25 protein-coding genes are annotated in these 24,494 nt (G+C 74.6%); 13 read left to right on the top strand and 12 right to left on the bottom strand.

Features of this window, described 5'->3' with window-relative positions:
- Positions 1-18: 18 nt before the first annotated feature.
- The 5 genes from mca to BLP29_RS01720 all read left to right on the top strand — a co-directional run bounded on the left by mca (position 19) and on the right by BLP29_RS01720 (position 3,943).
- Positions 19-918, top strand: coding sequence for a mycothiol conjugate amidase Mca (mca, locus tag BLP29_RS01740; RefSeq protein ID WP_092800625.1), 900 nt, complete (start codon positions 19-21; stop codon positions 916-918).
- Complete coding sequence (locus BLP29_RS01735; RefSeq protein WP_092799222.1) at positions 915-1,235, top strand: hypothetical protein; 321 nt, start codon at positions 915-917, stop codon at positions 1,233-1,235. Before mca ends, BLP29_RS01735 begins: the two co-directional genes overlap by 4 nt.
- Positions 1,236-1,269: 34 nt before the next feature.
- Positions 1,270-1,809 carry a phosphate-starvation-inducible PsiE family protein gene (locus tag BLP29_RS01730; RefSeq protein ID WP_092799220.1) on the top strand — a complete coding sequence of 180 codons (540 nt, stop codon included), beginning with the start codon at positions 1,270-1,272 and terminating at the stop codon, positions 1,807-1,809.
- Between the two features lie 117 nt (positions 1,810-1,926).
- Positions 1,927-2,640 (top strand): hypothetical protein, encoded by a 714-nt coding sequence (locus BLP29_RS01725; RefSeq protein ID WP_207798251.1) that lies wholly within the window; start codon positions 1,927-1,929, stop codon positions 2,638-2,640.
- 58 nt (positions 2,641-2,698) lie between these two features.
- Positions 2,699-3,943, top strand: a complete 1,245-nt coding sequence (locus BLP29_RS01720) for a geranylgeranyl reductase family protein (protein ID WP_092799218.1) — start codon at positions 2,699-2,701, stop codon at positions 3,941-3,943.
- 21 nt (positions 3,944-3,964) lie between these two features.
- On the opposite strand, the gene BLP29_RS01715 is transcribed toward BLP29_RS01720, so the two are convergent.
- Positions 3,965-4,210 carry a hypothetical protein gene (locus tag BLP29_RS01715; RefSeq protein WP_092799216.1) on the bottom strand — a complete coding sequence of 82 codons (246 nt, stop codon included), beginning with the start codon at positions 4,208-4,210 and terminating at the stop codon, positions 3,965-3,967.
- A gap of 166 nt (positions 4,211-4,376) precedes the next feature.
- On the opposite strand from BLP29_RS01715, the gene BLP29_RS01710 reads away from it, so the two are divergent.
- Complete coding sequence (locus BLP29_RS01710; protein WP_092799214.1) at positions 4,377-4,709, top strand: PadR family transcriptional regulator; 333 nt, start codon at positions 4,377-4,379, stop codon at positions 4,707-4,709.
- Entirely contained in the window at positions 4,706-5,725 is a 1,020-nt protein-coding gene (locus tag BLP29_RS01705) for a hypothetical protein (protein ID WP_092799212.1), read from the top strand. The genes BLP29_RS01710 and BLP29_RS01705 overlap by 4 nt, the downstream gene beginning before the upstream one ends.
- Here BLP29_RS01705 and trhA read toward each other — a convergent pair.
- The gene (gene trhA, locus BLP29_RS01700) at positions 5,722-6,558 is read right to left on the bottom strand and encodes a PAQR family membrane homeostasis protein TrhA (protein ID WP_092799210.1); all 837 of its coding nucleotides are present in this window, start codon (positions 6,556-6,558) and stop codon (positions 5,722-5,724) included. The two genes, BLP29_RS01705 and trhA, sit on opposite strands and share 4 nt — an antisense overlap.
- A 106-nt stretch (positions 6,559-6,664) precedes the next feature.
- Between trhA and BLP29_RS01695 the strand changes: the two genes are divergently transcribed.
- The 6 genes from BLP29_RS01695 (at position 6,665) to BLP29_RS01675 (ending at position 12,172) form a co-directional block, all read left to right on the top strand.
- The gene (locus tag BLP29_RS01695) at positions 6,665-7,444 is read left to right on the top strand and encodes an isoprenyl transferase (protein ID WP_243469620.1); all 780 of its coding nucleotides are present in this window, start codon (positions 6,665-6,667) and stop codon (positions 7,442-7,444) included.
- Between the two features lie 25 nt (positions 7,445-7,469).
- A complete protein-coding gene (locus BLP29_RS01690; protein ID WP_092799206.1) occupies positions 7,470-8,684 on the top strand; it encodes a DUF885 domain-containing protein in 1,215 nt (404 codons plus the stop codon).
- Entirely contained in the window at positions 8,681-8,857 is a 177-nt protein-coding gene (locus BLP29_RS20875; RefSeq protein ID WP_165839242.1) for a hypothetical protein, read from the top strand. Before BLP29_RS01690 ends, BLP29_RS20875 begins: the two co-directional genes overlap by 4 nt.
- A gap of 60 nt (positions 8,858-8,917) precedes the next feature.
- Positions 8,918-9,907 (top strand): ATP-binding cassette domain-containing protein, encoded by a 990-nt coding sequence (locus tag BLP29_RS01685; RefSeq protein ID WP_092800619.1) that lies wholly within the window; start codon positions 8,918-8,920, stop codon positions 9,905-9,907.
- A complete protein-coding gene (locus BLP29_RS01680) occupies positions 9,904-10,662 on the top strand; it encodes an ABC transporter permease (protein WP_092799204.1) in 759 nt (252 codons plus the stop codon). Before BLP29_RS01685 ends, BLP29_RS01680 begins: the two co-directional genes overlap by 4 nt.
- Before the next feature lie 214 nt (positions 10,663-10,876).
- A complete protein-coding gene (locus tag BLP29_RS01675; RefSeq protein WP_092799202.1) occupies positions 10,877-12,172 on the top strand; it encodes an RNA 5'-3' helicase PhoH2 in 1,296 nt (431 codons plus the stop codon).
- 81 nt (positions 12,173-12,253) lie between these two features.
- Here the strand turns inward: BLP29_RS01675 and BLP29_RS01670 are convergent, their stop codons facing one another.
- The 10 genes from BLP29_RS01670 to BLP29_RS01625 form a co-directional block, all read right to left on the bottom strand.
- Complete coding sequence (locus BLP29_RS01670) at positions 12,254-12,493, bottom strand: hypothetical protein (RefSeq protein WP_092799200.1); 240 nt, start codon at positions 12,491-12,493, stop codon at positions 12,254-12,256.
- Positions 12,490-16,992: a hypothetical protein gene (locus BLP29_RS01665; protein WP_092799198.1), complete on the bottom strand. Its 4,503-nt coding sequence runs from the start codon at positions 16,990-16,992 to the stop codon at positions 12,490-12,492. Before BLP29_RS01665 ends, BLP29_RS01670 begins: the two co-directional genes overlap by 4 nt.
- Complete coding sequence (gene flhA, locus BLP29_RS01660; RefSeq protein ID WP_092799196.1) at positions 16,973-19,006, bottom strand: flagellar biosynthesis protein FlhA; 2,034 nt, start codon at positions 19,004-19,006, stop codon at positions 16,973-16,975. Before flhA ends, BLP29_RS01665 begins: the two co-directional genes overlap by 20 nt.
- Before the next feature lie 64 nt (positions 19,007-19,070).
- Positions 19,071-20,255, bottom strand: a complete 1,185-nt coding sequence (locus BLP29_RS01655; RefSeq protein WP_092799194.1) for an EscU/YscU/HrcU family type III secretion system export apparatus switch protein — start codon at positions 20,253-20,255, stop codon at positions 19,071-19,073.
- Between the two features lie 4 nt (positions 20,256-20,259).
- Entirely contained in the window at positions 20,260-21,024 is a 765-nt protein-coding gene (gene fliR / locus BLP29_RS01650) for a flagellar biosynthetic protein FliR (RefSeq protein WP_092799192.1), read from the bottom strand.
- Between the two features lie 4 nt (positions 21,025-21,028).
- A complete protein-coding gene (gene fliQ, locus BLP29_RS01645; protein WP_092799190.1) occupies positions 21,029-21,304 on the bottom strand; it encodes a flagellar biosynthesis protein FliQ in 276 nt (91 codons plus the stop codon).
- Positions 21,304-22,128 (bottom strand): flagellar type III secretion system pore protein FliP, encoded by an 825-nt coding sequence (fliP, locus tag BLP29_RS01640; protein WP_092799188.1) that lies wholly within the window; start codon positions 22,126-22,128, stop codon positions 21,304-21,306. The genes fliQ and fliP overlap by 1 nt, the downstream gene beginning before the upstream one ends.
- A complete protein-coding gene (locus tag BLP29_RS01635) occupies positions 22,128-22,676 on the bottom strand; it encodes a FliO/MopB family protein (RefSeq protein ID WP_092799186.1) in 549 nt (182 codons plus the stop codon). The genes fliP and BLP29_RS01635 overlap by 1 nt, the downstream gene beginning before the upstream one ends.
- Positions 22,673-23,425 carry a flagellar motor switch protein FliN gene (gene fliN / locus BLP29_RS01630; RefSeq protein WP_092799184.1) on the bottom strand — a complete coding sequence of 251 codons (753 nt, stop codon included), beginning with the start codon at positions 23,423-23,425 and terminating at the stop codon, positions 22,673-22,675. Before fliN ends, BLP29_RS01635 begins: the two co-directional genes overlap by 4 nt.
- A complete protein-coding gene (locus BLP29_RS01625; RefSeq protein WP_243469619.1) occupies positions 23,422-24,390 on the bottom strand; it encodes a flagellar motor switch protein FliM in 969 nt (322 codons plus the stop codon). The genes fliN and BLP29_RS01625 overlap by 4 nt, the downstream gene beginning before the upstream one ends.
- Between the last annotated feature and the right edge of the window lie 104 nt (positions 24,391-24,494).

The following is a 24,494-nucleotide window of genomic DNA, read 5'->3' as shown; positions in this document are numbered from 1 at the left end:
GGTGGGACCATGGACCCCGTGACCCAACCGGACCAGCTGCGCCTGCTCGCGGTGCACGCCCACCCCGACGACGAGTCCAGCAAGGGTGCGGCCACCATGGCCAAGTACGTGCACGAGGGCGTCGACGTCCTCGTCGCCACCTGCACCGGTGGTGAGCGCGGCTCGGTGCTCAACCCGGCGATGGACCGGCCCGAGGTGTGGGAACGCCTCCCGCAGATCCGTTCCGAGGAGATGGCCGCGGCCCGCGAGATCCTCGGGGTCGGCCAGGAGTGGCTGGGCTTCGTCGACTCGGGCCTGCCCGAGGGCGACCCGCTGCCCCCGCTGCCCGAGGGCTGCTTCGCCCTGGTGCCCACCGAGGAGGCCGCGGCCCCGCTGGTCGCGCTCATCCGGCGCTTCCGCCCGCAGGTGATGACCACCTACGACGAGCGAGGCGGCTACCCGCACCCCGACCACATCAAGACGCACGAGATCTCGGTGCACGCCTTCGAGGCGGCCGGCGACCCCGACGCCTACCCCGAGCTCGGCGAGCCGTGGCAGGTCAGCAAGCTGTACTACAACATGAGCTTCACCCTGCCCCGCACGAAGGCGATCCACGAGGCCATGCTGGCCGGCGGGCTCGAGTCCCCCTACACCGAGATGCTGGAGAAGTGGGACCCGGCCAAGGACATCTCCCACCGGGTCACCACCCGGGTGCCGTGCGGGGAGTGGTTCGGCATCCGTGACCGCGCGCTGATCGCGCACGCCACCCAGATCGACCCGACCGGCCGCTGGTTCTCCACGCCCATGGACATGCAGCAGCGGGTCTGGCCGACCGAGGACTTCGAGCTGGCCCGCTCGCTGGTCGACAGCACCACGCCCGAGGACGACCTGTTCGCCGGCATCCGCAGCCGCGCCGACGAAGAGGTGGGGGTCCGATGAACGCCGGTCTGCTGATCCTCGCGGCCGACCAGCAGCTGCCCGAGGACGTCGGCAAGTCCGGCCCGCTCGGGCTGCTGCTGACCGTCGTGCTGCTGGTCGCCGTCCTCCTCCTGGGGCGTTCGATGGGCAAGCACCTCAAGCGGCTGCCGCCCAGCTTCGACCCGGCCGACGCGCCGGTCGACGTCCCCGACGACGCCTCCGAGCTGTTCGAGCCGCGGCCGGGCGAGGAGCTGCTCGACGTGCTGCGCCGGCAGCCGCTGGCCATCGAGCCGCCCCGGCGCGTCGACCCCGACGAGGGGCCCACCGCCGCGTCCTGAGGCGCGGCTGTGAGCTGTGCCGCATGATCGCGCCGTGACCGGCCAGCGACGCAGGGACGACGAGCACGACGACGCGGAGCACCCGCCCGGGTTCGGGAAGGTGGGCACCCGCCTGCTGGAGCTGGCCGAGAACGTCGTCTACGCGGGCATCGCGCTGTTCTTGCTGGTCACTGCGCTGGTTCTGCTCGTGCTGGCCGGCAAGACCAGCTGGGGTCTGGTCACCGACCTGTCGACCACCCCGGTGCTCGAGCTGCTCGACGTCCTGCTGCTGGTCTTCATCGTGGTCGAGCTGCTGTTCGCCGTCCGCACCACCGTCGAGAAGCGCGAGCTGATCGCCGAGCCGTTCCTGCTCGTGGGCATCATCGCCTCGATCAAGGAGATCGTGGTGCTCAGCGTCGAGGCCGCCGGCAAGGTCGGCACCGCGGGGTTCGCCGACCGGATCATCGAGATCGGGGTGCTCGGCGTCCTGGTCCTGCTGCTCGGCGTGACGTCGCTGCTGCTGCGCCGCAAGGAGCGCGAGCCCGACGAGGGCGAGAACGCACCGGCCGACCCCGAGACCAGCGACCGCCCCTGACCCCATCGGGTCCGGCGGTCCGCCTACAACGGAACGTGCTTGCATTACTTGATTACACACTTACAGTGATGCACAGCAGGACCCGAACCGCGGGCCCTCCGATCCGAGGAGAGCGCCATGCGTCCCCCCTTCCCCCCTCAGGGCCCCCACCGGCACGGCCGCGACCGCGGCGAGCACGGCGGCGGTCCCTTCCCCGGTGGCCCGTTCGCGGCCGCCTTCGCCGGCGCCGGTCGGGGCTTCCCCGGTCGTGGCGGTGGTCGCGGTCGCGGCGCCGGCGGGCCCGGTGGCCGTGGCCGCGGGGCCGACGCCCCGCCGCCGCTGGACCGCGCCGAGGTGGCCGGCTGGTTCACCGGCCGGCTGCCCGACGACTGGACGGCGGTCGCACCCAGGCTGACCGTCGACCGCGACGAGATCATCGTGGTGGTCACCGTCCCCGAACCCCCCACCGAGGCCGACGAGACGCCGGCCGCCGCCGAGGCCGCGCGCTCGGGCCGCATCGCCCGCTTCCGCGAGGACACCCGAGCCCGCCGGGTCGAGATCGCCGAGGCCGCCCAGGAGCGGTTCGGCCGGACCGTCTCGTGGGGCGCCCGGTGCGGCGAGGTGACCGAGCTGTTCACCACGGTCTCCGCGCCGGTGATGACCCGGCTGCGGCAGTCCGAGCGGCTGGTGCTCGACACCCTCGTCGACGCCGGCGTGGCCCGCTCGCGCTCCGACGCGCTGGTCTGGTCGGTGCGGCTGGTCGGCGAGCACGCCGACGAGTGGCTGACCCAGCTGCGCGCGGCCATGCAGTCGGTCGAGGAGGTGCGCGCCCAGGGTCCGAAGCTGGGCTGAGCCGGACGTCTCGCCAGGTGGCCACCCCTTCGGGCTCCCCACCAGGGAGGATGAGGGGGTGTCCACCCCCGAGAGCACCGACGTCCTGGTGGTCGGAGCCGGGCCGGCCGGTTCCGCCGCCGCCGCCTGGGCCGCCCGCGCCGGCCACGACGTCGTCCTGGCCGACGCCGCCGTGTTCCCGCGCGACAAGACCTGCGGCGACGGCCTGACCCCGCGGGCGGTGGCCGAGCTCGACCACCTCGGGCTGGGGGAGTGGGTGCGCTCCCACGGCACCAACCGGGGCCTGCGGGCCGCCGGGTTCGGTCAGGAGCTGCTGCTGCCCTGGCCCGGTGGGTCGCTGCCCGACCACGGCAGCGCCGTCCCGCGCACCGAGCTCGACGCCCGCATCCGGCAGGTCGCCCTCGACGACGGCGCCCTGCCGGTCGAGGGGTCCCGCGCGGTCGACGTGCAGCGCGACGGTGACCGGGTGTCGGCCGTCGTGTTCGAGGGCGGCCGCACGATCGCGTGCCGGAAGCTGGTGGTCGCCGACGGTGTGCGCTCGCCGTTGGGCCGGGTGCTCGGCCGTGAGTGGCACCGCGAGACCGCCTACGGGGTGGCCGCCCGCGGCTACGTGACCAGCGGGCGCAGCGACGACCCGTGGATCTCCAGCCACCTCGAGCTGCGCGGCACCCAGGGCGAGCTGCTCAGCGGCTACGGCTGGGTGTTCCCGCTGTCCGACGGAGAGGTCAACATCGGCGTCGGCACCCTGGCCACCGCCAAGCGCCCGGCCGGCGTGCAGCTCAAGCCGCTGCTGGACTTCTACGCCGACAGCCGGCGCGACGAGTGGCAGCTGACCGGTGACGTGCGGGCCAAGGCCTCGGCGCTGCTGCCCATGGGCGGCGCGGTCTCCGGGGTCGCCGGGCGCAACTGGGCGCTGGTCGGCGACGCCGCCGGCTGCGTGAACCCGCTCAACGGCGAGGGCATCGACTACGGCATGGAGACCGGCCGCACGCTGGCCGGCCTGCTCGACGAGGACGACTGGACGACGGCGTGGCCGGCCACCCTGCGCCGGCACTACGGCGAGGCGTTCTCCATCGCCCGCCGCCTCGCCGGGCTGCTCACCCTGCCCCGGCTGCTGCCGGCAGCGGGGCCGGTCGGCATGCGCTCGCGCACGCTCATGACCGTCGCGCTGCGGGTGATGGGCAACCTGGTGACCGAGGAGGACCGCGACCTCACCGCGCGGGCGTGGCGCGCCGCCGGCCGGCTCAGCACCCGGCTGGACCAGCGGCCCCCGTTCCCCGCGGCGGACCTGCGCGCCGGCTGAACCGGCGCGCAGGCCCGGTGATCAGCCGGCCCGGACGTCGTACCGGTCGGCCATCATCACCTCGTCCCGGACCGCCACGAAGTCGCGCACGGAGCGCTCGTGGCCGTCGGCCGAGGCGTGCACCTCGGCGACCGCCCGCAGCTGCGCGTTCGACCCGGACACCAGGTCGTGCCGGGTGGCCCGGTGCACCTGCGCGCCGCCGAGGGTGTTCCCGCCGAGCGGGCACTTCCCCTCGAGGACGTCGTCGTACTCGGCGTACTGGGTCACGGTGGGTTGCTCTCTCCTCGAGCGATGCCGGTCCTCGGGCACCGTCAGGATCGGCGCGCCGCCCCGCGACGGGACGGCCGCGTTCCGACACGCCCGGTACAGGTGGATGCGGGCTAGTGCGGGATACGCGGTACCGTGCCGTCCACGGAACGAACCGGAGGGGCGCATGGACACCACGCAGTTGCTCAAGGGGGTGCTCGACCTCGCCGTCCTGGCTGTCCTGGACGGCGAGGACGGCTACGGCTACGACGTCGTGCGCCGATTGCGCGCCGCCGGGCTGGAGGACGTCGGCGACGCCTCGGTCTACGGCACGCTCCGGCGGCTCTACGCCGCCGGGCACCTGACCTCCTACGTGGTGCCCTCGGTGGAGGGGCCGCACCGGAAGTACTACGGCTTGAACGTCTCGGGCCGGGCCCAGCTGGAGACCTCGACCAAGACCTGGGCGGGGTTCGCGGACACGATGGCGGCGCTGCTCGCCGGGGAGAAGGTGGCGGCATGAGCGCTCCGACGACGTCATCGGCGGCATCGGCGGCATCGGCCGACCCGGAGGTCGCGGCCTACGCCCGCCAGGTGCGCGAGGCCCTCGCCGACGTCTCCGCGGCGCGGCTGGAGGAGCTGCTGGAGGACCTCGAGGAGCACCTGGTCGAGGTGGCCTCGGAGACCCCCGGCCCGCTGGACGACCGGCTCGGCTCACCGGCCGCCTACGCCGCCGAGCTGCGGCGGGCCGCCGGCCTGCCCGAGGCTCCCGACGGTGCGCCGGGCGACCGGACCGACGGCTGGCGCTGGGACCTGGCCCGGTACCGCGACCGGTACGCCGACCACGGCGTCGTCGTCGCCGTGCGGGAGTTCCTGCCCGAGCTGCGCCCGGCCTGGTGGGTCGTGCGCGGCTGGGCCGTGGTGGCCGTGCTCGGCTACGCCGTGCAGGGCGAGGTGACGATGCCGCTGCCCAGCCTCGGGCTCGGGGTGGTCGGCTGGGCCATCACGCTCGCGGTGGTCGTGTGGTCGGTGCGCGTCGGGTTGCGCACCCGGGCCGCCGGGGCCGGTCTCACCCACGGGTGGGCCGCGGTCAACCTGGCGCTGGCGGTCTGCACCGTGATCGCCGTCGTGGGGGTGGCCGACCGGTTCAGCTACGCCGGGTACGACCCGACCACCGTCTCCTACGACTCCGGTCCGACCACGCTGGTCCACGAGGACGGCACGCCGATCACCAACATCGTCCCCTACGGCCCCGACGGCGAGCCGCTGGCCGGCGTCCTGCTGTACGACCAGGACGGTCGCCCGATCGACAACCTGTCGACCTGGGACGACGACGGCACCGAGGTGCGTCCGCAGCAGGGGGTGCCGGTCCAGCCCGACAACGCCTACCCGCAGCGGCAGGAGGTCGTCACCTACGACGAGTACGGCACCCCGCAGACGGCGGAGTCCCCGCTGCCCACCACGGCCGCGCCGTCGTCGTCGGCCCCGCCGGTCGAGCCCACCCCGGAGCCGGCCCCGACCGAGGCGCCAGCGCCCTAGCGCTGCAGGAAGGGTGAGTTGTAGATGGCGAAGTAGACCGCGATGTAGTGGCAGGCAGCGGCCACGATCGTCATCGCGTGGAACACCTCGTGGTAGCCGAAGACGCCGGGCCACGGGTTGGGCTTCTTGGTCGCGTAGGCCACGGCGCCGACGCTGTAGAGCAGCCCGCCCGCGGCCAGCAGCACCATGGCCGTGACCCCGGCCAGGTCGAGGATGTCGACGAGCACGAACACCGCGACCCAGCCCAGGGCCAGGTAGATCGGCACGCCCAGCCACCGGGGCGCGGTGGGCCAGGCCATCTTGAGCCCCACCCCGGCCAGTGCCCCGGTCCAGACGATGCCGAAGATCCACCAGTTCGTCGGGTACGGCACCGCCAGCGCGGCGAACGGTGTGTAGGTGCCGGCGATGAACAAGAAGATCATGGAGTGGTCGAGCCGCTTCATGATCTTCCAGCCGCGCGGTGACCAGCGGCGGCGGTGGTAGGCGGCGCTGATGCCGAACAGCCCGAGGATGGTCAGGCAGTAGATCGACACCGGCAGCCCGGCCCGCACCCCGCCGTGCACCCACGCCAGCGGGATGAGCACGGCCCCGGCGACGACCGACCCGAAGGCGGCGAACAGGTGCAGCCAGCCGCGCATCCGCGGTCGGGTGTCGGGGTGGTCGAAGTCGGCGTCGCCGTACTCGGCGTCGGCCCACTCGCCGTCGCGCGCGACCGCGGCGACCTGCTCGCCCTCCTCGAGGACCGCGGTCACCGCCTGACCGGCCGGCGCTTCCACCTCGGCGCCGTCGGAGGCGACGCGCACCGTCTCGTCCGGGTCGCGTGGAGCGCTCATGTGCCGAGGCTACGACCGTGCGGCCGCCGACGACATCTGCGGAGCTGTGAACTGCGTCGACGGCCGGTGCTCCCGGGGTGCCCCCGGCGTCCTAGGGTTGCTCCCCGTGGGGGCCCGCCAGCAGGTGCGTGAGGCGCTGACCGCGCTCTACGAGCGGCGGCTGGCCGACCGGCTCGACCGGGCCGCGGTGCCCCGGCACGTGGGCGTCATCGTCGACGGCAACCGCCGGTGGGCGCGGGCCGCCGGGCACGGCGACGTCGTCCACGGCCACCGCCGCGGAGCGGACAAGATCGCCGACTTCCTGGGCTGGTGCGACGAGGCCGGCGTCGAGGTGGTCACCCTCTTCCTGCTCTCCACCGACAACCTGGCCCGGCCCGAGCACGAGCTGACCCCGTTGCTGCGGATCATCGAGGGCGTGGCCTGCGACCTGTCCGGGCCCGACCGCCGCTGGCAGCTCAACGCGGTGGGTGCGCTGGGCCTGCTCCCGCCGGAGACCGCGGCGGTGCTGCAGCGCGCGGCCGAGGGCACGGTCGGGCGCGCGGGAGCCACGGTGAACCTGGCCGTCGGCTACGGGGGTCGGCGCGAGATCGCCGACGCCGTCCGCTCGTTGCTGGCCGAGCACGCCGAGCGCGGCACCACGCTGCCCGAGCTGGTGGAGACCCTCGACGTCGAGCACATCGCCGAGCACCTCTACACCCGCGGCCAGCCCGACCCCGACCTGGTGATCCGCACCAGCGGCGAGCAGCGGCTGTCGGGTTTCCTGCTCTGGCAGACCGCGCACTCGGAGTTCTACTTCACCGACGTCTACTGGCCCGAGTTCCGGCGGGTGGACTTCCTGCGGGCGCTGCGCGACTACGCGGCCCGGCAGCGCCGGTTCGGCGGCTGAGGCGCCGGCTGGGAGACTGGCCGCCATGGTCAGCGGCCCGGTCGACGTCCCCCTCGAGTACGTGCGGCTGGGTCTGCGCTTCGACCGGCTCGAGGAGGGCTTCGTCGACGCCTACACCGGTGACCGGCGGATCCGTGCGCAGGTGGCCGACGAGCCGGCACCCACCCCGCAGGGGCTGCGCGACCAGGCCCGCGGGCTGCTGCGCGAGCTCGAATCCAGCGACCTCCCGGCCGACCGCGTGCAGCACCTGCGCGGCCAGCTGACCGCGCTGGAGTGCACCGCCCGCACGATGGCCGGCGAGCCGGTGGGCTACCGCGACGAGGTGCAGGCCTACTTCCAGGTCGACGTCGCCCTGGGCGACGAGGCGTCCTACGCCGCGGCGCACGCCGAGCTCGAGGAGCTGCTGCCGGGCTCGGGCACGCTCGCCGAGCGCTACGCGGTGCACCGCCGTCGCGAGGAGTGCCCGCCGGCCTCGCTGGAGAAGGCCGTGCACGCGCTGTCCAGCGCGCTGCGCGACCGGGTGCGCAGCTCCTACGGCCTGCCCGAGGCCGAGACGGTCGCCTACGAGGTGGTCACCGACAAGCCGTGGTCGGGCTTCAACTACTACGCCGGCGACTACCGCTCGCGCGTGGCGATCAACGCCGACCTGCCGCACCGCACCAGCCAGCTGCCGCACCTGGTCGCCCACGAGTCCTACCCGGGGCACCACACCGAGCACTGCCGCAAGGAGATGGGCCTGGTCGAGCGGGCCGGGCACGTCGAGCACACGGTCTTCCTGGTCAACACCCCTGAGTGCCTCATGGCCGAGGGGCTGGCCGACCTCGGCCTGGAGGCCGCGGTCGGGGCCGGGTGGGGCCCGTGGACCGCCGAGGTGCTCGCCGACCTCGGGCTCCGGCTGGACGGCGACCTCGCCGAGCGGGTCTCCGCCGCGGCCGCCCCGCTCAACCGGGTGCGCCAGGACGCCGCGATCATGCTGCACGACCAGGGCGCGTCGGCGGACGACGTCGTCGCGCACCTGCAGCGCTGGTCGCTGGTCAGCCACGACCGGGCGGTGCAGCAGCTGCGCTTCCTCACCCACCCGCTGTGGCGGGCCTACATCACCACCTACGTCGAGGGCTACGACCTGCTCGCACGGTGGTTGCACGCCCGTCCGGCCGAGCAGCCCGTCGCCGACCGGTTCCTCCGGCTGCTCGACGAGCCGCTCACCCCCGGGCGCATCACCGCCGAGCTCGCCGGGTGAGGCACACCGCGCAGGAGAAGCGGGTGCTGGGCCTCTGGACGGCGACCTGCCTGCTCGTCGCCCTCGTCGTCGGTCTGCTGTGGGTGGGCGACATCGCGCTGCAGTGGCCGGTGCTGCTGGTGCCCGTGGTCTGGGCGCTGGTGGCGCTGCGCCCGCGTCGTCCGTCGCGGTAGCGGACCGGCCCAGCCCGGAACCACTGGGAACCGTCCGACCCGGGTGCCATGCTGCGCACCGTGATCCACGCCCGCGGGCTGTCCCGCACCTTCCGCAAGAAGCGCGGCAAGCAGACCACCGAGGTGGTCGCGGTCGCCGGGGTCGACCTCGACGTCGAGGCCGGCGAGATCGTCGGGTTCCTGGGTCCGAACGGGGCCGGCAAGACCACCACCATGCGCATGCTGACCACGCTGCTGGCGCCCACGGCGGGCACCGCCACGGTGGCCGGGTGCGACCTGCTCACCGACCCGGTCGGCGTGCGCCGGCGCATCGGCTACGTCTCGCAGGCCGGGTCGACCGCGCCGGAGAACCGGGCGGGGGAGGAGCTGGTCAGCCACGCCCGGCTCTACGGCGTCAGCACCGCCGAGGCCACCGCCCGCGGCAAGCAGCTGTTCGCCGAGCTCGACCTCGACGGCCTGTGGGAGCGCCAGCCCAAGGCGATGTCGGGCGGCCAGCGGCGCCGGCTGGACATCGCCATGGGCCTGGTGCACGTGCCCGGGCTGGTGTTCCTCGACGAGCCCACCACGGGCCTGGACCCGCAGGCGCGGGCCAACCTGTGGCAGCACATCGAGGGCCTGCGCAGCGAGCGCGGCACCACGGTCTTCCTCACGACCCACTACCTCGACGAGGCCGACGCGCTCTGCGACCGGGTGCTGGTCATCGACAAGGGCACGATCGTCGCCTCGGGCACCCCCGACGAGCTGAAGAGCTCGGTGGGCGGCGACCTGTTGACCCTGACCTCGCCCCGGGCCGCCGACGTGGCCGGCCGCATGGCCGGCCTGCCCGGCGCCGAGGCGCCCACCGTCGACGGCGACCGTGTCAGCTGCCGGGTGCCGGCCGGCGGCGCCGCACTGGTCGCCCTGCTGCGCGACCTGGACGCCGCCGGCATCGAGGTCGACGGCGTCGAGAGCCGCCGCCCCAGCCTGGACGACGTCTTCCTCACCGTCACCGGGCGTTCGCTGCGCGACGGCGAGCAGACCACCACCGAGCCCGAGGGGGCGCAGGCATGAGCACGCTGGTCCGCGACACCGGCACCGTCTTCGTCCGCGCGATGCGCACCTCGCTGCGCAACCCGGCCTGGCTGGTCATCAGCCTCATGCAGCCGGTGCTCTACATCGTGCTGTTCGGCCCCTTGCTCGAGCCGATCGCCGGCCAGCTCGGCGGGGCCAACGCCTACCAGGTGTTCGTGCCCGGCATCCTCGTGCAGCTGGGCCTGTTCGGCACCGCGTTCGTGGGGTTCAGCCTCATCGCCGAGTACCGCGCCGGGGTCATCGAGAGCCAGCGGGTCTCCCCGGCACCGCGGGCGGCCCTGCTGCTGGGCCGGGTGCTGCGCGACGTGCTGGTGCTCGCCGTCCAGGGCGTGGTGCTGGTGCTGGTCGCCGTCCCGTTCGGGCTCGACGCCTCGGTCGGCGGGGTGGCGCTGACGATCGCGCTGGTCGCCGTCCTCGGCGGGTCCCTGGCAGCGGTCTCCTACGCCCTGGCGCTGACGCTCAAGAGCGAGGACGCGTTCGCCCCGCTGCTCAACGTGGTGCTGTTCCCGATCCTGCTGCTCTCGGGGATCCTGCTGCCGATGACGCTGGCGCCGAACTGGCTGCAGAACGTGTCCGACGTCGTGCCGTTCAAGCACATCGTCGACGGCGCCCGGGCCCTGTTCGCCGGTGACTTCGGCGCGCCCGACGTCGGCTGGGGCGTGCTGTTCACCGCCGTCCTCGCCGCCCTGGGCGCCTGGTACGGCACCTCACAGTTCCGTAAAGAATCGGGCTGAACAACTCCGTCGGGTGACTCGGGGTGTCCTGTCACCCGCACGACACGTCGCGGGCCTACCGTCGTCGGTGTCAGGGGAGCCCGCCTCCCCGGACACGGGAGGCCCGGTTGGTCCGATGCACGTCGTCGAGCCAGGGGGCCGGTCCACGGCCTCTGCGCCGGGGCCCGGCCACCTTCGATGAGGGGCGCGTCCTGCGCCTCCCCAGGAGTCGACCGTGAGCGATCGCCGCACGTACGTCCTCGACACCTCCGTCCTGCTCTCCGACCCGGGCGCCCTGGCCCGCTTCGGTCCGCACGACGTCGTCGTCCCCCTCGTGGTCATCGGGGAACTGGAGGAGAAGCGGCACCACGCGGAGCTCGGCTGGTTCGCCCGGCAGACGCTGCGCACCCTGGACGACCTGCGGGTCCAGCACGGCCGGCTCGACGCGCCCGTACCGGTCGGCGACGAGGGCGGCACCCTGCACGTGGAGCTCAACCACTCCGACGCCTCGGTGCTCCCGGCCGGGTTCCGCAACGACAGCAACGACAGCCGGATCATGGTGGTCGCGCTCAACCTGCGCGCCGAGGGCCGTGACGTCTGCCTGGTGACCAAGGACGTCCCGCTGCGGGTCAAGGCCGCCGCGGTGGGCCTGGAGACCGACGAGTACCGCGGTCTGGGCGCGGTCGACCAGGGCTGGACCGGGATGGCCGAGCTGTCGCTGTCCGAGGAGGAGATCTCGGCGCTGTACGACGGCGGCACCCTGTTCCTGCCCGACGCCGCCGAGCTGCCCACGCACACCGGGCTGGTGCTGCTGTCCTCCCGCGGCTCGGCGCTGGGCCGGGTCACCGCCGACAAGCACGTCAAGCTGGTGCGGGGTGACCGCGAGGCGTTCGGCCTGCACGGGCGCTCGGCCGAGCAGCGCATCGCGCTGGACCTGCTGCTGGACCCCGAGGTCGGCATCGTCTCGATGGGCGGCCGGGCCGGCACCGGCAAGTCGGCGCTGGCGCTCTGCGCGGGCCTGGAGTCGGTGATGGAGCGCCGGGCGCACAAGAAGGTGGTCATCTTCCGGCCGCTCTACGCCGTCGGCGGCCAGGAGCTGGGCTACCTGCCCGGTTCGGAGGGCGAGAAGATGGCGCCCTGGGCGCAGGCGGTGTTCGACACCCTCGGCGCGCTGGTGAGCAGCGAGGTGGTCACCGAGATTCTGGCCCGCGGCCTCATCGAGGTGCTGCCGCTGACCCACATCCGCGGGCGCTCGCTGCACGACTCGTTCGTGATCGTCGACGAGGCGCAGTCGCTCGAGCGCGGGGTGCTGCTCACCGTGCTGTCGCGGCTGGGCACCAACTCCCGCGTGGTGCTGACCCACGACGTCGCGCAGCGGGACAACCTGCGGGTAGGGCGGCACGACGGCGTCACCGCGGTCATCGAGGCGCTCAAGGGTCACCCGTTGTTCGCGCACGTGACGCTGACCCGCTCGGAGCGCTCGCCGATCGCCGCGCTGGTCACCGAGATGCTGGAGGACATCCCCCTCTGACCCCGCCGCGTCGGCCGGGGGTGCAGGACGGGCGTCCGTGCACCCCCTGGCCGTCGTCGACGACACCCGGTGGGCCAGGGGTCAGGCCTCGGCCTCGGCCTCCACGGCGGGCCGAGGACGCGGTCGGTGTGCCCGCGGCTCGGGCTTCGGCGCCGGGAGGACGGCGCGCAGCAGCGAGCTGGCCACCCAGCCGGCGAGCAGGCACCACGGCAGACGGTCGAGCACGTCGTCGGTGTCCAGCGTGCCCACCGCACCCAGGAGCAGGACGGGGACGGCGAAGAGCAGCGCTGCGCCGAGGACGTCCCAGCGCAGCGGGCTCATCGGCGACCGGCCAACCGCTCGCAGAGCAGCGCGGCCCAGCGGTGCGGCGTGGCCCGGGCGCCGTCGACGACGGCGACCGGCACGGACAGGCCGTCCAGCAGCGCAGCCGGGTCGGGCGCGGAGTCGGTGTCGGTGACCACGACGGCGTCCACCCGCGGCAGGTCGGCCAGCCAGCTGCGGAGGGCACCGGGCTTGCGGGTGGAGTCCAGGACCGCCCACACGGCCGTGCCGGCCCAGGCCTGCACCATCTGGGCAGCCCAGGCGCCACCGGCGTCACCGAGGGGGACGTCGACCGCCACGACGGTCGGGACGTCGGCCGCCGCGGCGACGGCGCGGCGCTCGGCTGCCGCAGCGGCACCGGGCACCTGGACGTCGTCGGGCACGAGCCCGGCCAGCGGCCCCCGCGTGCACCACTGCACGCGAGCGGGGTCCAGCCGCAGGGCCAGGGCCAGACCGCGGGCGGCGGTCAGGGCCTCGGCGCCCGGGCCCACGACCACCAGCACGTCGCCGGGCTCGGCGGGGAGCGCGGGAGCGGCGGGCAGGGCACGGCCCAGCGCCGACGCCAGCGCGGCGAAGGTGCCGCGGCGCCCGGCCTCGGCGGCGAAGTCGGCGCCCAGCACCGAGGCGGGCACGCCGAGGGCGGCGAGCCCCGCGGCGCCCTCGGCCGGGGCCGGGTCGTCGGCGACCGGCACGAGATGGGTGATGGTCGCCCAGCCGTCGCTGTCGTCGGTGCCCCGGACGCCGCGCATGCGGGTGGACGGGTGCGGCGGCAGCGACCGCGTCCGCGTGGAGGACACCGGCACCGGCGGGCGGTGACCCCGCACGCGCGGCGACGACGACGGGACCAGACCCTCGAGCGCAGGCAGCACCGAGGTGCCGTCGGCCGGCAGGGGTGCCGGGTCGCTGGCGGTGCGGGCCAGCTCCTCGGCCATGCCCGCCGCCATCTCGTGCGCCATCTCCTGCACCAGGACGCCGGACACCTCGGCGGCCAACAGCGGCGCCTCGGGCGCCGGCTCGCTCACGAAGTCGCTGTCGGCGATGGCCTGCAGCACCTCGATGAAGCCCGAGGTGGCCTCGGACGGGTCGTCGAGCGCGGTGAGCCGCGCGGCGCCGACCGCGGGCATGTCGACCTGGGTCGGCAGCGTGCGGTGCCGCCCGGCGTCCTCGGCGCGACGGCGACGCGGCCCGGTCACCCCGCCGGCGAGCGCTGCGGCCCGCAGGGCCTCGAGGGCCTCCGACGCCGCCGGGCGGGCCGTGGTCCGCGGGGAGCCGAAGAGGATCTCGTCGTAGCGCGACCCGGCCGTGTACGTCTGCGCCGTGCTGGGACCCGGGACGGTCGACGGCGACGGCGACGTCGGGGTCGTCGCGACCGCGTGGACGGCGGCGGCCCCGGCCGGCTGTTCATCGGCGGTCACCGCGGGCGACTCGACGGTGTCCAGCCGGCGGTGCGCTGCAGCACCGCGGTGCCGACCGCTGTCGGCGGCCTCGACGGGACGAGCCACCAGGGTGCCCCACAGGGGGTCGACGGCCGGGGCCTCGGTGACCTCGGCGACGCGGGCCGCGGCGACCTCGACGGCGTCGTCGGTGCGCTGGACGCGGGTCGCGGGCCGGTCCTCGGGGAGGGCGGTCGTCGGCAGCGCGGTGACCTCGGCGGAGCGGTCGCGGGCGGCCTCGGCAGCCACTCGGCGCTCGGCCCGGGTGCGGCGACGACCGCCGTCCTCGGCCGGCTCGGCACCCACCGCGCGCAGCTCGCGCACCGGCTCGGCATCGACCTGTGCAGCCACGGCCAGCTCGGCGAGACGCTCGGTCTCGATGCGGGCGACCTCGAGTCGCTCGGCCTCGACGCGGGCGGCCTCGAGCCGCTCGGCCTCGACGCGGGCCGCTTCGGCGCGAGCCGCCTCGAGCGCCGCGCTGCGGGCAGCGGCCAACCGACGGGCCTCGGCGCGCTCGGCCTCGATGCGGGCCTCCTCCGCCGCCGCACGCTCCACGGCCCGGCGCTCCGCGTCGATCCGCGCGGCCTCGATCCGCGCGGCCTCGGTCCGCTGGGCCTCGGCACGCCGGGCCTCGACCCGAGCCGCCTCGGCAGCTGCCCGCTCGGCTGCTGCCTGCTCGGCTGCTGCCTGCTCGGCGGCGGCCACGCGACGGGCTTCGGCCTGCAGCGCTGCGACCCGCTCGGCCTCGACCCGGGCGGCCTCGACCCGCTCGGCCTCGGCCCGGGCGGCCTCGACGCGCTCGGCCTCGACCCGCGCGGCCTCGGCGCGCTGGGCCTCGACCCGGGCGGCCTCGGCGCGCTGGGCCTCGACCCGGGCGGCCTCGGCGCGCTGGGCCTCGACGCGGGCGGCCTCGACACGGGCGGCCTCGACGCGCTCGGCCTCGACGCGGGCGGCCTCGGCGCGCTGGGCCTCGACGCGGGCCTGCTCGGCGGCGGCCTCGTCGGCCACGGCCCGCACCCGAGCGGCGTCGTCCGCCGCAGCCTGCGCGGCGGTGCGCTCGGCCTCGGTGGCCGTCTGGTCGGCGTCGGCGGACGCGGTCGCGGGGGGCACGGCGGGCAGCAGGCGACGCACCGGGCGCTCGGCACCGCCGGACCCTGCCGGCAGCTCCGCCAGCGGGGTGGCTGCGGCCAGCACCGACCGCAGCCGGGCGGCCCGGTCGGCGAGCGGTACACCTGTGGACCCGGTCGACCCGGTGGGCGCAGCGGCAGCAGGCGACGAGCTGGCGCGCGGAGCTGCGGCAGCCCCGGCCAGCTCCGCGTCGATGAACTCGTCGAGCAGGTCCGGGGCGGTGCGGCCGGCGGTGACGTGCTTCTCCGCCAGCTCACCAGCGGCCCGGATGGCGGCCTCCCGCAGCGCGGCAGCGCCGGCCCGGGCGGAGGTGACCTTGGTCGGGGCCGGGGTCGGGGCCGGGGAAGGGGTGGCGGCCGCGGCCGGGGCCGGGCTCGCCGCCGCGGTGGCGGAGGCGGGCGCGAGGGACCGGGTTGGCTTCGCCGGACGGGTCGGGGCAGGGGCGGGCGGACGCTTGGCGGCCGCCGGCATCCCGGCGCGGGGGGCCAGCTCGATCACGCTGGTGGCGTCCCAGACGGGCTGGCCGTCGACGGTGACGACGGCCGGCGGGACCGGCCCGGTCGCGGGCACGGCGTCTGCGACGACCTCTGCCTCGACCACGACCTCTGCCTCCACCACGGCCTCCACCACGGCCTCCACCACGGCCTCTGCCTCGACCACGGCCTCCGCCACGGCCTCGGGCGCCGACGCGGCCGGGGCTGCCGTCCCCGCCGGGGACACCGTCCCGGCCTGGGCCGCCGGCCGGGTGCGGGTGGTGGCCGGACGGGGGGTGCGGGCGGCGCGACGGGCCTCCGCGCGGGCCCGGGCCGCGGCCCGCCGCTCCTCGGCGGTGCGGGTGGCCGGGGCGGCCTCGACGGCGGCCGGCAGCACCGCGACGGACGTCTCGACGGCGGCGGCCACGGCGGCCTCGGCCCGGTCGATCCCGGCGCGGGCGGTGGCGACGGCCTCGGCCTCGGCGCGCAGCGCAGCGGCCCGCACCGCGGCAGACCGCCCCCGGGGTGCGTCCTGGCGCTCGGTCGTGGGCTGCTCGTCCTGCTGCGCGGCCACCCGCTGCTCCTCCTGCTGCTGCTCGACGTCGGCCACGGCGGCCTGGACCTCGTCGTCCTGGGTCACCACGCGCATGAGGGCCGCGGCGAAGGGCGAGGGCGGGGTGACGTCCGGGGCGGCGTCGTCCACGGACGGGGTCGCCTCGGTCGCGGGGTCCTCGGCGCGGTGGTCCTCGGCGCGGTGGTCCTCGGCGTGGAGGTCGACCGGGGCGGCCGCACGGGTGGTGCGCTCCCAGGCAGGGGCGGCCGGCGCGGGCGGCTCGGGCTCGCGGCGGGTGGCGATCGGGGCGCGCGGGGGCGCGGTGGGTCGGGCCGCGGGCCGGCGGGCATCGGCGGGGCGGGGGGCCTCCTGCCGCTGCGCGCCGGGCCGGGCCAGCGAGGCGGGGGAGTAGGTGGCCACCTGCTCGACGCCGCCGGCGCCCAGCAGGTCGGCCAGCTCGTCGACCGGGTCGACCACGGGCAGCACGCCGGTGGGCGTCTCGTCGGCGGCCCGCTGGGCGTCGCGCACCTGCAGGGCGACCTCGAGCAGGTCGTCCACGGACAGACCGGAGGACGGCCACTGCGACATCGTCTCGGCCTGGGTCAGCCGCGCAGCCGGCACCTCGGCGACGACCGTGGGGGTGGCGGCCCGGGCCGGGGCGACGGCGGGCCGACCGGTGGACGTCGGTGCCGCACCGCGGGGGGTGGGCGCGGCGGCACGCGGGTCGTCGTCCCCGGCCGGCAGCACCACGTCGGCGACGTACCGCTCCTGGCTGAAGAACCCGGCGACCCCGCCGCTGCGGATGCGACGGACGCCGCGGATGCGCACGCCGGGCCCGTACTGGGCGCGGGCGGCGGCGATGGCCTCGTCCCGGGTGGTGCCCGCGGGCGGCTCAGGCGAGGGCGACGGCACCGTTCACCACTCCGATCGTCTCGATCTGGGCCGTACACGAGACCTCCGCGTACGAGATGACGGTGCAGCGGGCGACGACCTGGCGCATGAGCCGGGACAGCGCGGGGCGCACCTGGGGGGAGCAGACGAGCAGGGCGGTGATGCCCAGCTTCTCGGCGTCGTCGAGCAGGTCGCTCGCGCCGCGGGCCAGGGCGTCGACCATGCCGGCGTCCAGCGCCAGCACGGCACCCTGCTCGCCCTGCCGGACCGCCGAGAGCAGGCGCTGCTCGAAGCCGGGGTCCAGGGTCATGACGTAGAGCTTCTCGTCGGCGGTGACGTAGGGGTGGCTGATCGCCGGGCCCAGCGCGCCGCGGGCGGCCTCGACCAGGCTGTCGAGGTCCGAGCCGGTCTTGGCCCGCAGGGACATCGCCTCGAAGATGCGCACCAGGTCGCGGATCGAGACACCCTCCTCGAGCAGCGCCTGCAGCACCTGCTGCACCTGCCCGAGGGACAGCCCGCCGCCGGTGAGCTCCTCGACGACGACGGGGTGCGTGCGGCGGACCATCTCCAGCAGCAGCTTGACGTCCTCGCGGCCCAGCAGCTGCGCGGCGTTCTGCCGCACGACCTCGGCCAGGTGGGTGGTGATGACCGAGGAGCGGTCGACGACGGTGGCCCCGGCCATCTCGGCCTGGCGCTGCAGCTCGGCGGGCACCCACTTGGCGGCCAGCCCGAACACCGGCTCGCGGGTGGGCTTGCCGGGCAGGCCGTCGAGCGAGTCGCCGATGGCCAGCACGGTGCCGGCGGGCGAGGTGCCCTTGGCGACCGGGACGCCGTTGAGCCACACCACGTACTGGGAGGCGGGCAGGTCGAGGTTGTCGCGGGTGCGCACCAGCGGGATGACCAGGCCGGTGTCCATCGCCACCTTGCGGCGCAGTGCCTTCACGCGGTCGAGCAGGTCGCCGCCGCGGGCGCTGTCGACCAGCTCGACCAGGTCGAAGGCCACCTCGAGCTCGAGCGGGTCGACCCGCATCTTCTCGGCGATCGCCTCGGGCGAGTCGGGGGAGGGGGCGTCGGCACCGGGGGTCGGCGCCTCGTCCTCGACCGGGGGGTTCTCGTCCACCCGGGAGGCCAGGAACAGGAAGATCGCGCCCGTCAGCAGGAAGGGCAGCTTCGGCAGGCCGGGGATGAGCCCGAGGGCCAGCAGGGCGCCGCCGGCGATGCGCAGCGGCTGCTTCCTGCGGCCGAGCTGGGCGATCATGTCCTGGCCCAGCTCGCCGTCGGCGGCCGAGCGGGTGACGACGATGCCGGTGGCGGTGGACAGCAGCAGCGCCGGCACCATCGAGACCAGGCCGTCGCCGACGGCCAGCAGCGAGTAGGTGCTGACGGCGTCCCCGGCGCTCATCCCGCCCTGGACCATGCCGATGATCAGCCCACCGATGAGGTTGACCAGCACGATGATGATCGCGGCGATCGCGTCGCCCTTGACGAACTTGCTGGCACCGTCCATCGAGCCGTAGAAGTCGGCCTCGGCGGTGACGTCGGCCCGGCGCTTGCGGGCCTCGGCCTCGGTGATGAGGCCGGCGTTGAGGTCGGCGTCGATGGCCATCTGCTTGCCCGGCATCGCGTCGAGGGTGAAGCGGGCGCCGACCTCGGCCACGCGCTCGGCGCCCTTGGTGATGACCACGAACTGGATGACCACGAGGATCAGGAAGACGACCAGGCCGACGACCAGCGAGCCGCCGATGACGAAGTGGCCGAACGCCTCGATGACGGCGCCGGCGTAGCCGTCGGAGAGCACCAGCCGGGTCGAGGAGACGTTGAGCGCCAACCGCAGCAGGGTGGCGATGAGGATGGCCGAGGGGAAGACGGCGAAGTCCAGCGGGCGCTTGATCGACATCGCGACCAGCAGGATCAGCAGCGAGGCCGCGATGTTGATGCCGATGAGCAGGTCCAGCAGCATCGCCGGCATCGGCACCACGAGCATGAGGACGATCGCCACCACGCCGATGGGCACGGCTGCCGTCGTCCACTTCACGCAGGTCTACATCGGCAGGCGGCCCGGTGGCCGTGACCGCCCCGTCACGGACCGGCCGCGCAGATCACGCCGCGGCGACGCCGCCCACGGCGCCGGTGCCCCCGCCGGCGACCGGTGTCGCGCGCCGGCGGCCGGCGACCGGCAGGCCCTCGGTGTCCGGCGGGGTGAAGCCGGGCTGGTGCACCCCGCCCTTCACGCCCTTGAGGCCCAGCTGCATGACGAAGGCGAGCACCCGGGCCACGGCGGTGAACAGCTGCGGGGGGATCTCCTGGCCGATGTCGCAGCTGCCGTGCAGCGCACGGGCGAGCGGGATGTCGCGCACCTGCGGGACGCCGTGCTCGGCGGCCAGCTCGCGCAGTCGCCGGGCGACCTCGCCCGACCCCTTGGCCACGACCTTCGGTGCCCCGAACGCGGGGGAGTACTTCAGCGCCACGGCGACGTGGGTGGGGTTGGTGAGCAGGACGTCGGCCGTGGTGACGTCGGTCATCATGCGGTTGCGCGCCTGGGCGAGCGCGACGGCGCGGCGGTGGCCCTTCACGTGCGGGTCACCCTCCTGCTGCTTGTGCTCCTGCTTGATCTCGTAGTGGCTCATCTTGAGCTTCTTCATCTGCTGGAAGCGCACGACGGCGTAGTCGGCGACCGCGAGCACCAGCCCGGTGAGGGCGGCGACCCGGATCATCATCAGCGCCGAGTCGGTGAAGACGCCGGCGACGACCGACAGGGGCATCGACCCCGACGACGCCACGAGGGCCTTCACGTCGGAGACGGTGAGCAGGATCGCCACGGCGATGGCGATGGTCTTCAGCAGCGCCTTGGTGACCTCCCAGAGCCCGTGCCCGCCGAACATGCGCTTGAGGCCCGGGAACGGGTTGATCTTGCTGAACGACGGCTTCACCGGCTTGCTGGCGAACACGACACCGCCCTGGACGGCCGAGGACATCACCCCCACGACCAGGACGCCGGCGGCCAGCGGCAACGCCGCACCGAGGAACGAGGAGAGCGCCTCGCCGAGCAGGTGCTCGATCGCGGACACGTCGGGGGTGCGGGCGATCTGCCCGATCTGGCCGAACAGCTGACCCGCCGCCTCGAACGACGAGCTGGCCATCATGGGCAGCAGGAAGCTCGCCGCCACCGCACCCATCCAGGTGCCGAGCTCCTGCGTCCGTGGGATCTGGCCTTCTCCGCGCGCCTTCTTCAGGCGCTGGGGAGTCGGCTTCTCGGTCTTCTCACCACCCGGGGAGTCGGCCACGGCGTCAGCCCGCCCGGAACGAGAGCATGGCGCGGGTCGCGGTGTCCATCAGCGTGTCCAGCGCGGTGGGCAGCAGCGGGAAGGTCAGCCCGAGCATGACCAGCGTGAGCATGATCTTGACCGGGAAGCCCAGGGCGAAGATGTTCATCTGCGGCGACGCCCGGGACACCAGGCCCAGGGCGACGTCGGCCAGCAGCAGCACCGCGACCAGCGGCCCGGCGATCTGCAGCGCGGCCAGGAACATCGTCGACATCGCGTGGACGACGACCTGCCCCACCTGGTCGCCGGGCAGCACCGCGCCGAGTGGCAGCCCCTCGTAGGAGGTGAACAGCCCGCGCACGAGCAGCAGGTGCCCTCCGCTGGTGAACAGCAGCGCGGTGGCCAGCAGGTTCTGCAGGCGGCCGATGGTCGAGGCGGTGCTCATCGACAGCGGGTCGTAGGCGGGCTGCAGGGAGAAGCCGCCGGTGACGTCGAGGATGTCGCCGGCGAGCTGGATCGCGGCGAAGAACAGCTGGACGACGAACCCCAGCGCGGCGCCGATGACCACCTCGGTCAGCGCGGTGAGCACGAGGTAGCCCGCGGACAGGACGCCGAGCTGGCTCTCGACCTGGTGGAACACCACGAGGGCCAGGCACACCGAGAGCGCGCCCTTCACGGCTCCCGGGATGGCCTTGGAGTTGAACGGCGGGGCCAGCAGCACGAAGCCGGCGGTGCGCGCGGTGGCCAGCAGCAGGGCTGCGAGGGTGGCCTCGGAGACGTCGAGGTCCACGCCGTCAGCTCCGGCCGAGCAGCGCCGGCAGTGCGTCGAAGAGGTGGTGGGTGAAGGAGACCAGCTCCGACAGCACCCAGTTCCCGGTGATGACCAGGGCGATGGCCACCGCGACCAGCTTGGGCACGAAGGAGAGGGTCTGCTCCTGGATCTGGGTCGCCGCTTGGAACAGCGAGATCGCGAAGCCGACCAGCAGCGCGGTCAGGAGGATCGGTGCCGAGACCTTGGCCGCGACGACCATGGTCTGCACCGCGATGTCGGTGATCTGCGCGTCGCTCACTAGCCGTAGCTCCCGTAGGAACCCACCAGCGCGGTGGTGATGAGGGCCCAGCCGTCGACGACGACGAACAGCAGCAGCTTGAACGGCAGCGACACGATCACCGGCGGCACCATCATCATGCCCATCGCCATGAGCGCGGCGCTGACCAGCATGTCCAGCACCAGGAACGGGATGAAGACGACCAGGCCGATGATGAACGCGCTCTTGAGCTCGCTGAGCACGAAGGCCGGCACCAGCGTCAGCATGCTCACGGCCTCGGGGTCGGCGGGCATGTCCTCACCGCTCAGCCCGACCATGAGCTTGAGCTCGTCGCCGCGGGTGTTGGCCAGCAGGAAGTGCTTGAGCGGTTCGACTCCGGCGTCGTAGGCCTGCCCGACCGACAGCTGCCCGTCGAGGTAGGGCTGGATGGCCAGGTGGTTGATGTCGGCGATCACCGGCCCCATCACGAACAGGGTCAGGAAGAACGCCAGCCCGGTGAGCACCTGGTTGGGCGGGGAGTTCTGCAGACCCAGGGCGTTGCGGGTCAACGACAGCACCACGACGATCTTGGTGAACGAGGTCACCAGCAGCAGCAGCGACGGCGCGACGGACAGCACCGTGATGGCCAGGATCAGGGTGATGGCGCTGGAGGGGCTGTCGCCCCCGATGTTGATGTCCAGTCCGCCGCCGTCGACCACCGGGACGGTGGGGTCGACCGGAGCGGTGGGGTCGTCGACCGCCAGGGCGGCGGTCGCGGTCAGGCAGAGGAGCGTGGCGCCGACGGCGGCGACCACCCCCACCCGGGTGGCCCAGCGACCGGCGCGCTCCCGCAGGAGCGCGGGCATCAGCGGCGCACCGTCCGCTCCCGCAGCCCCTCGACCAGCTGGGTCCACGCGGCACGGTCGAACACCGAGCCGGCGGTGAGCCCGGCCGTCGGTCCGTGGCCGTGGCGGGCAGCCGGCACGGGACGCCGGGCGCCGGGCCGGCCGGGGATGGGGGGCAGGGCGATGCGGGTGGTGGGCGGGTCGGTGGGCTCGAGGTCGTCGGCCCCCTCCAGCTGGGGGGTGGTGCGACGGGCGGCGACGGCGACCCGGCGGGCCTCCTGCACGGCCAGGCGCTCCTGCTCGGCCTCGGCCAGCACCTCCTCGACGACCTCGGCGTCCATCTCGGCCAGCAGCGTGACGTTCTCCTCGGTGCTGCCGACCACGAGCACGCGGTCGGCGACCCGCAGCACGCTGACGGTGCTGCTGCGGCCCATCCGCTGCCGCGCGACGACCTCGATCAGCCCGTTGCCCATCCCGAGCCCGCGCTTCTTCGCCACGCGGGCGGCGAACCACAGGACGCCACCCACGAAGGCCAGCGACAGGATCAGCCGGATGACCATCCAGGTCATGCCGAGGCCTGCCCGAGCTCGGCGGCCGCGGCGTCGGTGACCACCTCGGTGATCCGCAGGCCGAACTCCTCGTCGACCACGACCACCTCGCCGCGCGCGATGAGGGTGCCGTTGACCAGCAGGTCGGCCGGGGCGCTGGCCGCACGGTCCAGCTCGACGATCTCGCCCGGGTAGAGCGAGAGCAGCTCCTGCACCGTCATGCGGGTGCGGCCGATCTCGACGGTGACCTCCATGGCCACGTTGCGCAGCAGCTCGAGGCTGCCGCGCTGGGTGGCCTGCGCGCGGGGGAGCGTGACCTGCAGCGCGAGGGTGGCCTGGTGCTCGCCGCCGGCCAGCAGCGGGACGGCGAGGAAGACGCCCTTGTCGCGCAGCCCGTCCAGAGCCGCCTCGGGCTCCTCCATGCGCTCGCTGGTGACCGTCACCCGACCGAGGACGCTGGCGGCGGCCTCCAGCGCGGGGCGCATCGCGGCGGCGACGTCCAGCTTGCCGACCGGGGAGTTCGCCAGGGCCTCGACGACGGATCCGGCGACGACCAGGACGACGTCGCCGCTGACCTCGCCGGACAGCCGTGCGGTGATGGCCGCGGGGGCGTCGCCGGGCAGCGGGGCGATGTCGGGGTCGTCGACGGGGGTGCCGGTGCTGAGCGCGGACGGGGCCGGGAGCAGCGCCCCGGCGGCCTCCGCCGCGGCGACCACGGCGGCGGAGATGGTGGCGGCGTCGTCGTTGCGGCCGGCGGTGCTGGTGCTCACTGGGCGTCCCTCGTGGTGCTGGTGGAACCGGGCGGGGTGGCGACGATCTCGGCGGCCAGCCGCCGTCGGTGGTTGCTGGCCACGGCGTGGGCGAAGACGACGTCGTTGGTGGTGACCTCCAGCGGGCTGTCCCGCGGGTGCCGCAGCAGCAGGACGTCGCCGACGGCCAGGGACAGCAGGTCGGCGCTGGGCACGGTGATCGGCCGGAAGCGGGCGTTGACCTCGACCGGGACGGCGCCGAGCCGGTCGGACAACGCGTCGGCGGCCTGCTGCCGCTCGCGCAGGGCGTGCGCCGAGAGCTGGGGGGAGGTCGCGCCGTGCAGCGCCGGGGCGAAGGGCGCGAAGGGCAGCATGAGCGTGGCCTCGGTCTCGCGCTCACCGAGGGTGAGGGAGAAGGAGCAGACCACGACGGTCTCCGAGCTGACCGCCAACTGGGCCAGGTTCGGCTGGTACTCGAACCCCTCGAGGCCGAAGTCCACGCGGACGATGGGGCGCAGGGCCGTGCCCAGCTCGTGGAGCACCCGCTCGACCGGGTACTTGGCCAGGCGGGTCTCCATGCCGGTCATCGGGCGCTGCGGCTGCTCGGCCGCGCCCGATCCACCCAGCAGGAGGTCGATCATCGCCATGGCGATGTCCATCGACCACGTCATGAGTCCGCGCCCGCGCAGCGGCTCGAAGGTGACGACCGACATGAACACCGGGTTGTCCAGGTGCGCGATGTAGTCGTCGTAGGCGAACTGGTCGATCCCGCCCAGCTCCATCTTGACCTCGGTGCGCAGTGCCTGGGTCAGGTTGGTGGCGGTCTGCCGGGTGAAGGTCTCCAGCAGGTTCTGCAGCACCCGCACGTGGTCGCGCGAGAGCTTGGTGGGGCGGCGGAAGTCGTAGCTGCGCGGTTCACCGCGCCGGCGCCGGGACGCCATCAACGCCGCCCCGCGCGATGCGGGAACGGCGTCGGCGAGGGTCACGCCTCCCTCATCGGCGGCCCGGGTGGTCTCCCTGACCGTGGCGAGGTGATGGAACGGCCCCGTCCCAGGGGCCCGCGACGTGCGGAGCGCGTCGTGGGGTGGGA

Source organism: Klenkia marina (assembly GCF_900101025.1).
Lineage (GTDB): Bacteria > Actinomycetota > Actinomycetes > Mycobacteriales > Geodermatophilaceae > Klenkia > Klenkia marina.
Note: the sequence above shows the minus strand (reverse complement) of the source record. Positions and strands in the feature narration are given on the sequence as shown.